This is a genomic window from Micromonospora costi (assembly GCF_003626655.1).
Taxonomy (GTDB): domain Bacteria; phylum Actinomycetota; class Actinomycetes; order Mycobacteriales; family Micromonosporaceae; genus Micromonospora; species Micromonospora costi.
This window is the reverse complement of sequence record NZ_RBAN01000012.1, coordinates 49,371-64,001: the sequence shown is the minus strand read 5'-3', so window position 1 is coordinate 64,001 and position 14,631 is coordinate 49,371. Positions and strand designations below refer to the sequence as shown.

The 14,631-nt window shown below is 70.9% G+C and carries 9 protein-coding genes; 6 read left to right on the top strand and 3 right to left on the bottom strand.

The window, feature by feature from the left end:
• Nucleotides 1–184 precede the first annotated feature (184 nt).
• Nucleotides 185–1,135 (top strand): NADP-dependent oxidoreductase, encoded by a 951-nt coding sequence (locus D7193_RS32410; RefSeq protein WP_206612051.1) that lies wholly within the window; start codon nt 185–187, stop codon nt 1,133–1,135.
• A gap of 120 nt (nt 1,136–1,255) precedes the next feature.
• Here D7193_RS32410 and D7193_RS32405 read toward each other — a convergent pair whose 3' ends face one another.
• From D7193_RS32405 to D7193_RS32395, 3 genes are all read right to left on the bottom strand, one after another.
• Nucleotides 1,256–1,747 carry a carboxymuconolactone decarboxylase family protein gene (locus D7193_RS32405; RefSeq protein ID WP_120783486.1) on the bottom strand — a complete coding sequence of 164 codons (492 nt, stop codon included), beginning with the start codon at nt 1,745–1,747 and terminating at the stop codon, nt 1,256–1,258.
• Nucleotides 1,748–1,810: 63 nt separating this feature from the next.
• Nucleotides 1,811–3,214 (bottom strand): MocR-like pyridoxine biosynthesis transcription factor PdxR, encoded by a 1,404-nt coding sequence (gene pdxR, locus D7193_RS32400; RefSeq protein WP_120783485.1) that lies wholly within the window; start codon nt 3,212–3,214, stop codon nt 1,811–1,813.
• A gap of 108 nt (nt 3,215–3,322) precedes the next feature.
• On the bottom strand, nt 3,323–3,901 hold the full coding sequence (locus D7193_RS32395) for a TetR/AcrR family transcriptional regulator (protein WP_241563716.1): 579 nt from the start codon (nt 3,899–3,901) through the stop codon (nt 3,323–3,325).
• A 94-nt stretch (nt 3,902–3,995) separates the two neighbouring features.
• Here D7193_RS32395 and D7193_RS32390 point away from each other — a divergent pair, with 94 nt between their 5' ends.
• The 5 genes from D7193_RS32390 to D7193_RS32375 all read left to right on the top strand — a co-directional run bounded on the left by D7193_RS32390 (nt 3,996) and on the right by D7193_RS32375 (nt 14,486).
• Entirely contained in the window at nt 3,996–4,667 is a 672-nt protein-coding gene (locus D7193_RS32390) for an FMN-dependent NADH-azoreductase (protein ID WP_120783483.1), read from the top strand.
• Nucleotides 4,664–4,987, top strand: coding sequence for a DMT family transporter (locus D7193_RS32385; protein ID WP_120783482.1), 324 nt, complete (start codon nt 4,664–4,666; stop codon nt 4,985–4,987). Before D7193_RS32390 ends, D7193_RS32385 begins: the two co-directional genes overlap by 4 nt.
• A 100-nt stretch (nt 4,988–5,087) precedes the next feature.
• Nucleotides 5,088–8,042 carry an ATP-binding protein gene (locus tag D7193_RS32380; RefSeq protein ID WP_120783481.1) on the top strand — a complete coding sequence of 985 codons (2,955 nt, stop codon included), beginning with the start codon at nt 5,088–5,090 and terminating at the stop codon, nt 8,040–8,042.
• An 81-nt stretch (nt 8,043–8,123) separates the two neighbouring features.
• Entirely contained in the window at nt 8,124–8,285 is a 162-nt protein-coding gene (locus D7193_RS33615) for a hypothetical protein (RefSeq protein ID WP_158674899.1), read from the top strand.
• A gap of 15 nt (nt 8,286–8,300) precedes the next feature.
• Complete coding sequence (locus D7193_RS32375) at nt 8,301–14,486, top strand: S8 family serine peptidase (protein ID WP_120783480.1); 6,186 nt, start codon at nt 8,301–8,303, stop codon at nt 14,484–14,486.
• The last annotated feature ends 145 nt before the right edge of the window (nt 14,487–14,631 follow it).

The following is a 14,631-nucleotide window of genomic DNA, read 5'->3' as shown; positions in this document are numbered from 1 at the left end:
CCAGCCGCCCACGCGTGGGGCCTCGACCCCCATTTCTCCGTTCTGGGCGCCGAGGGGGCAAGGGGTTGCGGAAGTCCGGCCGGCGGCCGCCGAACCGTCAGATAATGCGGGAGTCAGCCCTTGGCTCACCCCCAGGGGTGGGCCGGTGGGCTGATCGAATGCGGTCGGAAGGAGCAGCCGTCGGATGAGCACGATGCACGCCGTGAGAGCTCACACCAGGGGCGGGCCGGAGCAACTTGTGTACGAGGAGGCGCCACGGCCCGAGCCGGGGCCTGGTGAGGTGTTGGTGGCCGTCAAGGCCGCTTCCATGACACCCACCGAGCTCAGCTGGTCGGCGACCTGGACGCACAGCATGGACGGGACAGGACCCGAGCGCACCCCGATCATCCCGTCGCACGAGTTCTCCGGAGTGGTCGCGGCCCGCGGGGCGGGGGTGGAAGGCCCCGCGGAGGGGGAGGCCGTCTACGGGTTGATCCCCTTCACCCGTGACGGCGCGGCGGCCGAGTTCGTCGCCCTGCCCGCGGCCGTCCTGGCGGCCAAACCCGTCACAGTCGACCACGACCACGCCGCGGCGCTCCCACTGGCTGCGCTGACCGCCTGGCAGGCACTGGTAGACCACGCTGACCTGCAGGCCGGCCAGCACGTGCTGGTGCAGGGCGGCGCCGGCGGCGTGGGGATCTACGTGGTGCAGCTCGCGGCCGGTCTCGGTGCTCGCGTGAGCGCCACGGCGGCGGCGGCCGATCTGGAATTCGTCAAGGGTCTGGGTGCCGAGCAGGTCATCGACTACGCGCACGACCGCTTCGAGGATCACGTTCGCGACCTGGACGTGGTCGTTGATCTTGTCGGAGGAGCCACGCAGTCGCGGTCCTGGTCGGTCCTGAAACCGGGCGGTGTGCTGGTCAGCCTCGTCAGTCCACCCGACCAGCAGGAAGCAGCCCGGCACGGCGCCCGCGGCGTGTTCTTCGTCGTCGAGCCCGACCAGAACGCGTTGCGTTCCATCGCCGAGCTCGTCGACAACGGCCGGTTGAGGCCGGTGCTGGACCGCGTGCTGCCCCTCACTGAGACGCGCTCAGGTTACGAGGCACTCGAGACTGCCAAACGCCGCGGCAAGATCGTCATCCACGTCGCTGACTAGTCACTGCCGGCGCGATCAGCGGGCCACACCTGCCCCCAGCGGCACCGTGGCCGCCAGACACCTCGTAGCGACGACCCACGCGCTACATGATCCGACACCAAGATCCTTTGAAGACACGCCCTAGTCGCGACGCCGGATGGCGGTCGGCCAACAGCGCGTGGTCACGCCGATCGTGTTCCAGGTGTTGATCGCGATGACGAGGGTGAGCAGGGCTGCGGCGCCCTCCTCCCCGTAGGTCGCGACGACGGCTTGGACGGTCGACGCGGGCACCTTCGTGCTGGCGAGCAGGGTGACGTCCTCCGCGAAGTGGAGGGCGGCGCGCTCGGCGGCGGTGAAGAGGTTGGAGTCGGACCAGATGGCGACGGCGTCGACGCGTTGCGGCGTGACACCGGCCCGGCGGGCGGCGCGGCCGTGCATGTCGACGCAGTAGGCGCAGCCGTTGAGCTGGGAGGCGCGCAGCCGCACCAGCTCGCGCAGCGCCGGGTCGATGCCAACCCGGTCCAGCTCCGCCGTGGCGGCCTCGTCCAGGTCGTTCACGGCGCGGGCGAAAGCGGGCACGAGTGCGTCGAAGTCGAGACGCGCGGGGATCGGGACGTAGTCAGTCGCTGTCATGCCGAGGACGCTAAGGCTCGATCGCACCGGCTTCCTGGGGCAATCCGCCGGCTCCGCCCTGGGTCAATCTGCTCGCCCTCGGGCGCTCCCCCGGATGCTCTCCACGACAAGCGCGAGCGCTGTCTCGTACTGCCCCGGTGCCGGGCCGCCGTACCCGATCACCAGGGCGGGCCCGTGTGGTTTCCGCCCCGGGCCGAAGCGGAAGCAGCCCAGGCCCTCCAACCGCAGCCCGCGCGCGGCGGCTTCCTGCTCGACCACCTCCTCGGCAGTCCCGGCGGGCAGGGTGACCAGGCATTGGAGGCCGGCGGCGAGACCGGTCACCTCGCAGCCGGGAAGCCGGTCCGCGACGATTTCCTCCAGGCGCTGGCGACGCGACCGGTAGGTGGCGCGCAGCCGCCGGACGGTGCGGTCGTAGTCGTGGGCCTCGACGAACCTGGCGAGCGCCAGTTGATGCAGCGCGGCCGGCTGCCCGCCGGAGAGCGCACGCTGCTCCAGCACGTCGGGCAGCAGCCACGTGGGCAGCACTCCCCACGCCAGGCCGACGGCCGGCGCCACCGCCTTGCTGGCGGTGCCCAGGTACGCGACCCGTTCGGGCGCCAGGGACTGGAGCGCGCCGATCGCCCTCCGGTCGTAGCGGAACTCGCCGTCGTAGTCGTCCTCGATGACGAGGGCGTCGCGCCGCTCCGCCCAGCCGACGAGCCAGCGGCGCCGGTCGGCGGCGAGAGGTACGCCGACGGGGAACTGGTGGGCGGGTGTGAGAAGCACCGCCGACACGTCCAGCTTCTCCAGGACCTGGACGTCGGCACCGTCCCCGTCGACCGCCACCGGTACGGGCGTTATCCCGGTCGAGGCGATCAACCGTCGGTGCGTGTCGTGGCCGTACTCCTCGACGGCGATCCGTGTCGCGCCGCGTTGGCGCAGGGCCCGGCACAGGAGCACGAGCAGCTCACCGAATCCCTGGCCGACCACGACGCGTTCACGTTCGACGGCGACGCCGCGGGTGCGGGCCAGGTACGACGACAGCGCGCCGCGCAGCCGCGTGGTGCCGGCGGGGTCGGGATAGCCGAGTTCGGCGGTGGTGACGTCCAGGGTCGCCTGGCGTGCCGCTGACGCCCACTCCCGGCGCGCGAACCCGGCGGCGTCCGGTATCCCGCCCCGCAGGTCGATCCAGCGACGCCGGACCGCCCGCTGGCGCGGACCCGCCTGCACGTACGAGGGCGTCTGGGCGGAGACCCAGGTTCCCGCGCCGACCCTCGATTCCAGCCAGCCCTCGGCGGCGAGCTGCGCGTACACGTCGGCCACGGTGTTGCGGCTGATGCCGAGGTCGGCGGCGAGTGTCCGGGCCGCGGGCAACCGGGTGTCCGGGCTGAGCCGGCCGTCGAGGATGGCGGCGCGCAGAGCCGCCTCCAACGACCGTCCGGGCCGGACGGGTGAGAGGTCGAGGTGCAGGTCCAGGCCGAGGCTCACGAGGAGACCCTAGATTGCCCCACTTGAACGCGACAGGACGGGCGCAGTCATCTGGGTCGATCGGCGGCCGCGGTGGAGCCGACGGGTGGGTTCAGGCGGCCCCCGCGCTCACCCGAGCACGGCGCGGGCGAGGCGTTCCAGGGCGGCCACGATGCGGTCGGCGTCGATGCCGATCTCCCGCTGCCGGGCGAAGACGTCGGGCGCGAGCGGGGCCAGGAGCGGCTCGACCATCGCGTCGGGATCCTCGTGGCCCGCCTCGGCCACCAGGGCGCGGACGTGTGCTCGCCAGAACCCGTAGGCGCCGGCCTCGAACCGGGAACGGCCGACCTCGGCGCCGAGCGCCAGGTGGACGTGCCGGTCGAGCAGAGCGACCATCGCGGCGTAGAAGGCGGCCAGTCGCTCGGCCGGCGCCGCACCCGGACCCAGTGGAGGTTCTCCCCGCAGGAGCGCCTCCTGGAGGTCGCGCTCGTGCGCATCGAGCAGCGCCAGCGCGATCGACGCACGGTCCGGATACCTGCGGTACAGCGTGCCCCGGCCGACGCCTGCGGCACGCGCGATGTCGTCCATCGTCACGTGCGCGGCGCCCCTCTCGACGTAGAGCCGGTCAGCCGCCTCGAGGATGAGCCGACGGTTACGGGCCGCGTCGGCGCGCTCGTTGTGCGGGTGCTCCACCGACTGACGCGTCACAGGATCGAGCCTAGGAGTATCTGGACACGACGTCCAGTTCTCCGTACGATCCATAATTGGACATCGCGTCCGGTTACTTCGAGGAGGGCCAGACATGCCGAATCTGCTCCACCTGGACTCCAGCGCGCGGACCGCGTCGTTCTCACGCGACCTCGGCGCACGCTTCGCGCGTCGCTGGCGTGAGGCGTACCCGAACGGCGGGTACACCCACCGCGACCTGACGCGGGAGCCGATCCCGCCGATCGGCGAGGCGTGGACGCAGATCTGCGACACGATGCTCGCCGAGCAGATCACCGATCCCGGGCGATACCGCGAAGCGGTACGCACGCCGGCCCAGCGCCGCGCCTGGGCGGTGGTGCAGCCGCTCCTCGACGAGCTGCTCGCGGCCGACGTCGTCCTGATCGGCGTCCCGATGTACAACTTCTCGGTCCCCGCGTCCCTCAAGGCCTGGATCGACCAGGTGACCTTCCCGCGGATGAACCTCGCCGGAAAGCGGTTCGTCGTGGCCGGGGCGCGCGGCGGCTCGTACGTCGAGGGCGCTCCGCGCGCTCCCTACGACCACCAGGAACGCTACCTGCGAGACTTCATCGTCGGGCACTTCGCGGTGCAGGACGTCCGGTTCGTCCACGCGGAGCTGACCAACGCACGACTCGACCCGGGCCTGGCGCACCTGCGGGACAGGCACGCGGCGTCCGTGACGGCTGCGCTGGCCCGGATCGAGGCGGTCGCCGACGAGCTGGCGGCCGAGGTGGAGGCCGTGTCATGACCGGCTGGCCGCTCCTCATCCTCGCCGGCCTGTTCGAGATCGCCTGGTCGCAGAGCATCAAGCCCACCCACCACTTCACGCGGCCCGGCCCCACCGCGCTCTGCGTCGTGCTGGGTGTGTCGGCGGTGTACCTGCTCTCCCGGGCCATGGAGTCGCTTCCCGTCGGCACGGCGTACGCCGTCTTCACCGGCATCGGCGCTCTCGGGGCGATCGTGCTCGGCGTCGTCCTCTTCGGCGACCCGGTGTCGATCGGAAGGATCGCCGCGCTCGCGCTCATCCTGGCCGGTGTCGTCCTCGCCCGCGTGACGACCGAGGCGTGAGGCCCGGGGCGTCGGGTCGGTGCGGCCTCCACGGACGCGAGGCGACGACGACGTCGCGACGGTACTTGCGCCCGAGCAGCGAGAAGCGAGATCATCACGCATGCTCGACCCCTCCCCCGAGGACGACGAAAATTCACCAAAGGTTTCTACGCCGCATTTCGTGGGCCGTGATCGGGAGATGGCGGCGCTCCGGGGCGCCTTGGCCCGGCCACCGGCGATCGTGCTGGTAGAGGGCGAGGCGGGGATCGGGAAGAGCCGACTGCTGCGAGAGTGGTTGGCCGCACCACACCAACGCACTGCCCTCGTCTCGGTGTGCCCACCGCTTCGCGAGTCGCTGACGTTGGGGCCGATCGTCGACGCGTTCCGTGGGATCGACCGACCGGTGTCGCGATTGCGGCTCACCGAGCTCGCGGGTGCGTTACGGCCCCTGTTCCCCGAATGGTCCTCGGACCTGCCTCCCGCGTTGCCGCCCTTGGACGATGCGAAGGCGGCACGGCATCGCCTGTTCCGCGCCCTGGACGAGCTGCTCCGGGCTCTGCGTGTCGACGTTCTCGTGCTCGAGGACGCTCACTGGGCCGACGAGGTGACCTTGGAGTTCCTGCTGTTCGTCACCTCCCGACAGCAGTCGGACGGGCCAAGCCTCGTGATCTCCTATCGGCCCGAGGAGGTGGACGTCGGCTCGCTGTTGCTGCGGCTGACGTCCCGGTTGCCTGTTGGCGTGACCCAACTGAGGATCGCCCTGGCGCCGATGCGACCCGACGACACGGCAGCACTGGTGTCCTCGATGCTGGACGGCAACCCCCTGTCGCAGGAGTTCACGACGTTCATGCACGAGCGGACCGGCGGCGTCCCTCTGGCGCTGGAGGAGTCGGTTCGCCTCATGTGCGACCGTGCCGACCTCGTCTTCCGCAACGGGCAGTGGGTCCGGCTGAAGCTGCGCGAGCTACAGGTGCCGCCAACGGTGCGCGACTCCACCCGGGAGCGCGTGGGCCGTCTGTCGCCGACGGCGCAGCAGGCGTTGCGAGCCGCGGCCACGTTGGCTGAGCGGTCCTCGGTGGCCACGATCGCGATGACCGCCGGTCTGTCGCCAGCTGCGTGTCGAGGCGCCATCGCGGAGGCGGCCAACGCCGGCGTCCTGGACGGAGACGACCGTGACCAGTGGCGATTCCGACACGTGCTGGCCGCCACGGCTGTCTACGAAGCGATCCCGTTGACCGACCGCAGACACTTCCACCTGCTGGCCGGCCGGGCCTTGGAGGACGTCCATCCGCCGCCTGTCGCGCGCCTCGCCCGTCACTTCCGTGAGGCGGGCGAGACGCAGTCCTGGGCGCGGTACGCCGAGCAGGGCGCCGAGCTGGCCATGGCCTCGGGTGACCACACCAGGGCGGTCGACCTGCTGGTCGATCTGTTGTCGTGGTCCGAGCTGCCGCCGGCCGATCGGGCACGAGTCGCGCGCATCGCCGGAGTGGCCGCACTCGGCCGTCGTGAACCGGTCGACGAGGTCTACCACCGCGTGATCCGTACCTTGCGCTCGGTGCTGGAGACCCCCGGTCTCTCCGCCCGCCAGCAGGCCGAGATCCGCAATCCCCTGGGTCGGCTCCTGATCACGGGGGGTGAGGCGCAGGCCGCACTCAGCGAGCTGGAGCAGGCGGTGGCCAACCTCGACCATGACCCGGTCGAGGCGGCTCGGGCCATGACGTATCTCGGATGGGCCTATGCCGGACCGTGGCCGGCGTCGACCCATCGGCGTTGGCTGGATCGCGCCGCTGAGCTCACCGCCGAATTCGATTCTCCGGCGGAACGGCTGAACCTGGCCGGCAACCGCGCCGCTGCGTTGCTCATGCTCGGCGAGGAGGAGGCCTGGGACGTCGTCGCTGGCCTGCCCGTCGACGGCGCGACGTCGTCGGAGCGTCTCGACGTGGCCCGCATCCACGCGAATGTCGGCACCGGGGCACTGATCTGGGGTCGGTACGCCGACGCGGAGAAACACCTCGCCGTGGCCATGCGCCTTGCCGAGGCCGAGCAGGCGTCCCGGTTGCAGTACAACGTCCGCCTCGAACAGGCCAACCTGGCGTGGCTCACCGGCCGGTGGGAGGGTCTCGCGGAGCGGAGCGCGGCACTCGCCGATGCCGACCGGGACCGGCCGGCGCACTACCTCGGCAGCGTTCGGCTCGCGGCCCGGCTGGCAGCCGCGGCCGGACGGCGGCGCGCTGCGGAGGAGCAGTTCCGGCTGGTCCTCGAGGAGTCTGCCCGTCTCGGCGCGGCCGACGACACGATGGAGGCCGCCGCCGCGCTGGCCAGACTGTGGCTGACGGACGGAAACAGCGGCCGGGCGCTGCAGATCACGGACGAGCCGGTGGACACGGTCCGGAGAAAAGGCACCTGGGTCTGGGCGACGGACCTCGTCCCCGCCCGGATCGAGGCGCACCTCGCCGCGGGCGACCTCAAGACCGCGACACGCCTGGGCGACCAGTTCGCCAGAGGACTGCGTGGCCGTACGGCGCCCGCGCCTCGCGCCGCCCTCACCGTATGCCGGGCGCTGCTGCTCGCCGCCGCCGGAGACCACGCCCGCGCGGCGACGGCATACGGTCGGGCGGCGCGCGCCTGGAGCGCGTTGCCGCGCCCCTACGACGCCATGCTCGCCCGCGAGCGTCAAGCCGAGGCGCTCATGGCGCAGGGCCGTGTCGAACAGGGCCGAGAGCTGCTGGCCGCACAGTACGAGCACCTGTTCAGGCTCGGAGCCCGCGGCGATGCAGATCGTCTCGCACAGAGGCTTCGCGAACACGGCGCCGAGGTTCCGCGACTGTGGCGCGGCGGTCGACGGGGGTACGGTGACCGGCTCTCACCTCGTGAGCTCGACGTGGTCCAACTCGTGGTCGCCGGCAAGACGAACCGGGAGATCAGCCGGATCCTGGCCAAGTCGCCGGCCACGGTGGACCAACAGCTGCGTGCGGCGATGCGCAAGTTGAAGGTGACCTCCCGGACCGCGCTCGCGGTCAAGGCTGTGGAGGCCGGAGTGTTCGCAGAAGAGGACTCCCTCGACGGCGCGTCGTGAAAATTGACGTATCCGCTGGATAGCGAAGGTCGCTCGTCCGCCCGAGCATGACTCCCATGATCCATAGCCCTGGGCCAATGCATGCCTGAGCGACCCGTCGCGCGTGACGACTCCACCAGCGAGCACCAGCCACCACCCGAGCTGTCCCGCGAGCCGCACGTCAGCGCCCGCGACGTCCGCGACGCCGACGGTGCCAGCGGTGCCGACGACCACACGAGCCACGACCCCTACCAGCCCCTGTAGGCCGAAGGACCCCACATGAGACTCAAAGCCCTCGCGGCTTCGCTGGCCGTAGCGGTCGGCCTGAGCATGATCCAGGCACCACCCGCGTCCGCCGCCGAGCCGGATCCCGGCGCGGCCGCCAAGAAGATCGCGTCGAACCTGAAGGACCGCTTCCGCACGGAGCCGGTCTCCGATTTCTGGATCACGTTCGGCACCAAGGCCGACCTCGCGCCGGCGAAGAAGATCGCCGACTGGACCGCTCGCGGTCAGTTCGTCTACGACGCACTGACCGCAGCGGCGAAGGACTCCCTGGCATCCGTCTCCACCGAACTCGACCGGGCAGGCGTCAAGTACACCTCCTACCCGATCGCCAACACGGTGCTCGTCAAGGGGGGCACCGAGAACCTCGCCCTCAACGTGGCCTCGATCGGGCAGGTCGCCGAGGTTCACGCGACGCCGCAGGTCGCGCTGGTCGAGCCCGTGGACGAGAAGATTCCAGCTGACCAGGCTGCCCGCCCCGCCGCGCCGAAGGCCGCCGCCGAGGCAGGCACCGTCTCGTGGGGTCTGGACGCCATCCACGCCCCGCAGGCGTGGGCGATGGGCGCCACCGGTGCGGGCATCACCGTGTCCAACCTCGACTCGGGCGTCCAGTTCGACCACCCCGCCCTGGTGAACCAGTACCGCGGCACGAAGCCCGACGGCACGTTCGACCACAACTACAACTGGATGGCCACCCGGGGCACGTGCACGGGCGTGCCGTGCGACGACAACGGCCACGGCACGCACACCATGGGCACCATGGTCGGCGACGACGGCACCAACCACGTCGGCGTCGCCCCGGACGCGCAGTGGATCGCGACGGACGGCTGCTGCGCGTCGAACGGCCCTGAGTCGCTGCTCGAGTCCGGCTGGTGGCTGCTCGCCCCGACCGACGTCCACGGGAACAACCCCGACCCGTCCAAGCGCCCCCACGTCATCAACAACTCGTGGGGCCAGGACGCCGAGCACAACTTCAACGACTTCTTCCGGGCCATCGACGAGGCCTGGAGCGCCGCGGGCATCTTCAGCGTCTGGTCATCCGGCAACACCACCCCGTACGCGGCCTGCGACACCGTCTCCTCGCCCGGCTCCGCCGAGAGCGCCTACTCCGTCGGCGCGTACGACTCCAGCGGCACGCTCGCGTCGTTCTCCCGCAAGGGCGAGGGTGAAGGTGGCCGGATCAAGCCGGAGATCTCCGCTCCGGGCGTCGCCGTCCGGTCGTCCTACCCGAACAACAGCTACACCGAGATGTCCGGCACGTCGATGGCGGCTCCCCACGTCGCCGGCGCCGTCGCGGCGCTGTGGAGCTACGACCCGACCCTCATCGGGCAGGTCGAGGAGACCCGCCGGCTGCTCGCCGAGTCGGCCGTCGACGTCGACGACACCGAGTGCGGCGGCACCGCCGACGTCAACAACAAGTACGGCGAAGGCCGGCTCGACCTCGTCCGCCTGCTCGAGCTCGCGCCCCGGGAGGGCGGCACCCTCACCGGTGTCGTCACCGCCAACGGCGCCCCGGTCCCCGCCGCCGAGGTGACGATCAGCGGACCGTTCAGCCGGTCGATCGGGACCGACGAGGACGGCCGGTTCACGACGAACCTCCCGGTCGGCGACTACCAGCTCAGCACCAAGGTCTTCGGCTACCTGACCGCGACCGCCAACGCCACGATCTCCCTCGGTCGGGACACCTCCGTCACGCTGCCGCTCACGGCTGCCGCGAGGCACGACATCAGCGGCAGGGTCGTCGACGACAAGAAGCAGCCCGTCCCGAACGCCGACGTCGCCGTCAAGGACACGCCGCTGAAGCCCGTACGCACGGACGCCAACGGCGCGTTCACGATCAGCGCTGTCCCCGAGGGCGGGTACACGCTGAACGTCAAGCCCAACGCCTGCTTCTCGCCCACGACCATCCCGCTGACCGTCGGCGCGCAGAACGAGTCGCCGGAGATCCCGGTCGGGCTCGTCGTCGACGAGGGCGGCTACAGCTGCGCCGTCTCCGAAGGCGAGTACCTGCGCGGCACCGACCCGGTCGCGTTCCCGAGCGGCGTGTGGGCGACGGTGAAGCTGCCGTTCCCGATCGCGCTCTACAACGGGAGCCACGACTCGCTCGGCATCAGCCTGCGCGGGGTGATCTCCCCGGACACCTCCACCGGTCCCGGCAGCGGCGGCGCGGGCGTCTTCCCGTTCTGGGTGCAGACCCCCGTCGAGTTCGCCCCCGGCGGAGGAGTCTTCACGGCGGCCACCAAGGTCGACGGCGAGGACGCCTTCGTCGTCGAGTTCCGCAACGCCAAGATCTGGGCCTACCCGATCCGGTCCGAGTACACGGAGCCAGTCAACTTCTCGGCCACGCTCACCCGCTCGGGCAAGGTGATCTTCGGGTACGGCGACGGCATCGGCACCGACGACCCGGTGACCGGCGGCGCCAAGACCACAACCGGCATCCAGGGCTGGGCCGGCGTGGACGGCATCCGGTTCTCCGACAACGCCCCGGTGCTCCACGACGGGATGATCGTCACCTACGACCTCCCCGACTGGGGCTACCTCGACGCGACCGTCGTCGACAAGAACGACGGGCTGCCGGTGGCCGGAGCCAAGGTCTCCTTCGCGACCAAGAACGGGCTCGTCGAGACCGTCACGACCAACGGGACGGGCGTCGTGCACCGCCAGCTTCCGGTCGGCGACTACACCATGACGGTCGACGCGCCGAACTACACGACCGCGGCATACCCCTTCTCCCTCGACAAGCTCTATGCGAACGCCACGGTCGACGCGCGCCTGACCACGGGTGTCGCCGGTCTGAAGGCCGACGGCCTCGACGCGGTGTTGGGTACCGACCAGAACGGTCTGGGCACGCTGACGCTGACCAACAACGGTTCCGCCCCACTCACGTACAACCTGGGCGAGGCCGCGCGTCACCCCGAGCTCGACGCCGTCGGCGCCACCACGCGCACCGGGACGGGTGCGGACAGCACGATCGACCTCACCGCGTGGAAGACCGGTGCGAGCGGCATGAAGCCGTCGAACGTCGACGGCAAGGCTGCGACGGCGAGCGCCGCGGAAGCAGAGGCGGCCGGCAAGGTCGGCACGACCTCCGGCGGTGACGTCATCACCCGGATCGCCATCCCCGGCACGATCGCCGAGAAGGAGCCCAGCGGCATCGGGTACGACGGTGACGTCTGGGTCCACGACTACAACGCGCGGACCAACACCGCCTACACGGTGACGGGCAAGCCGACCGGCAAGGTCTTCGACGCGTCGTGGAACCCCACGTACCGGGCGTTCGACATGGCGCTCGACACCAAGACCGGTGACATGTGCCAGATGGAGGACAGCCCGGCCAGCTACATCCACTGCTTCGACCGGAAGACCGGAAAGGAGACCCGGCAGATCAAGGGTGACTGGTCCACGCTGCAGCTGACCGGGCTCGCCTACAACCCGACGGAGGACGTGTTCTACGTCGGCGGCCGGGCGAACGGCATGATCGGGACCGTCGCCGGGACGTCGCACGACAACGCGGGTGCGCTGCTGTCCTTCTGCGCCCCGCCGCTGCCCGAGGTGATGGGCCTGGCCTACAACCAGGCGTCCGACACCATCTGGTACACCGACCTCACCTCGAACAGGCCCACCCGCCTGCTGCAGGTCGACCCCGACGACTGCTCGCTGGTCAACGCGTGGTGGTTCCCCGGCCAGAAGGCGGGCCAGGGCGGCGGCCTCGAGACCGACTCGACCGGGGCGCTGTGGGCGGCGGACCAGATCGCCGACGACATCGTGCTCGTCGACGTCGAGGACGACCTGCTCACCGACCTGCCCTGGCTGTCGCTCTCCTCGAACGGCGGCACCCTTGCCCCGGGCGAGTCGACCACGGTCAAGGTCTCGATCTCCTCGAAGGACGCCAAGCCAGGGGTCCTCGGCGCGAACATCGTGGTGCGGTCCGACTCCGGACGCCAGTCCAAGACGTACGTCCCAGTGACGCTCACGACCACGACGTACCAGGTCGGCGTCAACGCCGGCGGGTCCTCGTTCACCGACGCCTCCGGCTTCACGTGGTCGGGCGACCAGGCGGCCCGTGACGGGGCGTGGGGCTACGCCGGGAAGGACAAGACGGTCTCCACGGGCTCCGCGATCGGGGGCACCGAGGACGACGCCCTGTTCCAGTCCCAGCGCACCACGCCGGGCAAGGACCTGGTCTACACGTTCCCCGACGCGCCGAAGGGCACCTACGCCGTCGACCTTGGGTTCGCGGAGATCGCGCAGGTGGACCGGGGCAAGCGGGTGTTCGACGTCCTCGTCGACGACGAGCTGACGGAGTACGCGTACGACGCGGCCGCGGCCGTGGGGCCGAACGCCGCCGACTGGCGCACCGCCGTCGTGACGCACGAGGGCGGTCCGTTGACCGTGGAGCTGCGGGGTTCGAGGGGCCTACGGGCTCCGACCATCGCCGCGCTGCGGGTGACGCGCGACCCGCGCGGCGACAAGGCGGAGCCGGAGCCCCAGCCCGAGCAGCCGGAGCCGGGCCCCGTGCCGGTGGCCCCCGCCGGTCGCTCGTACTCGATGAAGGTGACCGACGGGCTCTACCGCCAGGGCGCGGAGGAGTCCGGGTGGCACGGCGACGACGTCTGCGGCGTGCTGTGGTTCGACTCCAGCTTCCTGTTCCCGTTCTACGACACGGCCTGGGACGGCGTGTGCGTGACGACGAACGGCCAGCTGATCTTCGACCAGGCCAGCGCCGTGGGGAACAACACGGCGCTGCCGTCGCCGTACGAGTTCGACGCGATCTATCCGTTCTGGGACGACCTGGTCGTCGACGACCAGGCGGGCATCTACTTCGGCACCACCGAGGTGGACGGCCTGGCCGCTGAGGTCATCGAGTGGCGCAACGCCACCTTCTACAGCGACAGTGCGGCCCGGGTGAGCTTCTCGGTCACCCTGATCGCGGACGGCCGCATCCAGATCGGGTACGGCGACGGCATTGGCGGCGACAACCCCGTCACCCGCGGATCGTCGGCGACCGTCGGCGTGGAGAGCCTGACGCGCAACCCCGCGAGCCAGTACTCCTTCAACCAGCCCGTCCTCACGGCCGGCCTGGGGCTCGAGTACACCCTCCCGGCCGCGGGCACGATCGAGGGCACGGTCACCGACGCGAACGACAGCAAGCCGATCGCGGGCGCGATCGTCACGCTCAGGGGGCCGAGCGGTGACCGGGTCATCACGGCCGACGCGAAGGGCCGGTGGAAGGCCCAGGCGCTGGTCGGCGAGAACACCGTGGAGGTCTGGGCGCCGAACTACGTCACGGCCAGCCGCCCGGTGACCATCGCCAGGAAGGACCAGGCCGAGGTGCTCGACACGGCGCTGACCACGGGCGTCGCGACCGTCACCGGAGGTGACCTCGACTGGTTCCTCGGCCCGGACCAGAAGGCGACGGCCGACGTGACCGTGACCAACACCGGCTCCGCCCCGCTCGAGGTGCGGCTCAGCGAGCAGAAACGCACCAGCGGCGGGCACGAGGCCGCCGACCTTCCGTGGCTGACCCTCACGGGCGCGGCCGCGACCGGCACGGTCACGCTCGCGGTCGGCGAGTCCACCACGGTCACGGCGACCGCCGACAACGCCGACGTCGAGCCCGGCGTGCTCGTCGGGGACCTGCTCGTGGCGTCGAACGCCGGCAAGGGCGAGACCCAGTACACGCCCGTCCGCCTGGCGACCTCGGCCTACTGGCAGGGCGTCGACGTCGGCGGGTCCGGGCACGTCGGTGCCGACGGCTTCGTCTGGTCGCCCGACCAGGAGTTCGGCTCCGGCCCGTGGGGCTACGTCGGCGGCACGGCACGTGCCACCACGGCCGACATCGCCGGCACCGAGGACGACGCGCTGTTCCGCACCCAGCGGACCGGCAAGACGTTCACCTACGTGTTCAAGAACGCGCCCGCCGGGACGTACCAGATCGGCCTCGACTTCGCGGAGATCGAGAAGGTCAAGGCCGGCATGCGGACGTTCGACGTCCTGGTCGACGGCAAGGCCGTCCTCCACGACCACGACGTGCAGGCGAAGGCGGGTGCGCTGACCGCGGACATGAACACGGTGACCGCCGAGCACGCCGATGGCGATCTGAAGGTCGAGCTCCGCAGCGAGATCGGCGAGCGCGACCCGATCCTCAACGCCCTGAAGGTCCAGCAGGACCCGCGCCTGTGAGATAGCCGAACCGGTAAGCCAGCAGCGGTCAGAGCCTCCTCGGAGAAGGATTGCCGGGGAGGCTCTGACCACGATTACCGAGCTTGCGGCCAGCCCGTACTCGCGCACGTGATGTCAGGTCGGGTACTACCCGTTCGAGGTCGAA

Bases quoted from the DNA above. Each gene is read 5' to 3' on its own strand.
- D7193_RS32410 (WP_206612051.1), top strand. From the start codon at position 185: ATGAGCACGATGCACGCCGTGAGAGCTCACACCAGGGGCGGGCCGGAG.
- D7193_RS32405 (WP_120783486.1), bottom strand. From the start codon at position 1,747: ATGACAGCGACTGACTACGTCCCGATCCCCGCGCGTCTCGACTTCGAC.
- D7193_RS32390 (WP_120783483.1), top strand. From the start codon at position 3,996: ATGCCGAATCTGCTCCACCTGGACTCCAGCGCGCGGACCGCGTCGTTC.
- D7193_RS32385 (WP_120783482.1), top strand. From the start codon at position 4,664: ATGACCGGCTGGCCGCTCCTCATCCTCGCCGGCCTGTTCGAGATCGCC.
- D7193_RS32380 (WP_120783481.1), top strand. From the start codon at position 5,088: ATGCTCGACCCCTCCCCCGAGGACGACGAAAATTCACCAAAGGTTTCT.
- D7193_RS33615 (WP_158674899.1), top strand. From the start codon at position 8,124: ATGCCTGAGCGACCCGTCGCGCGTGACGACTCCACCAGCGAGCACCAG.
- D7193_RS32375 (WP_120783480.1), top strand. From the start codon at position 8,301: ATGAGACTCAAAGCCCTCGCGGCTTCGCTGGCCGTAGCGGTCGGCCTG.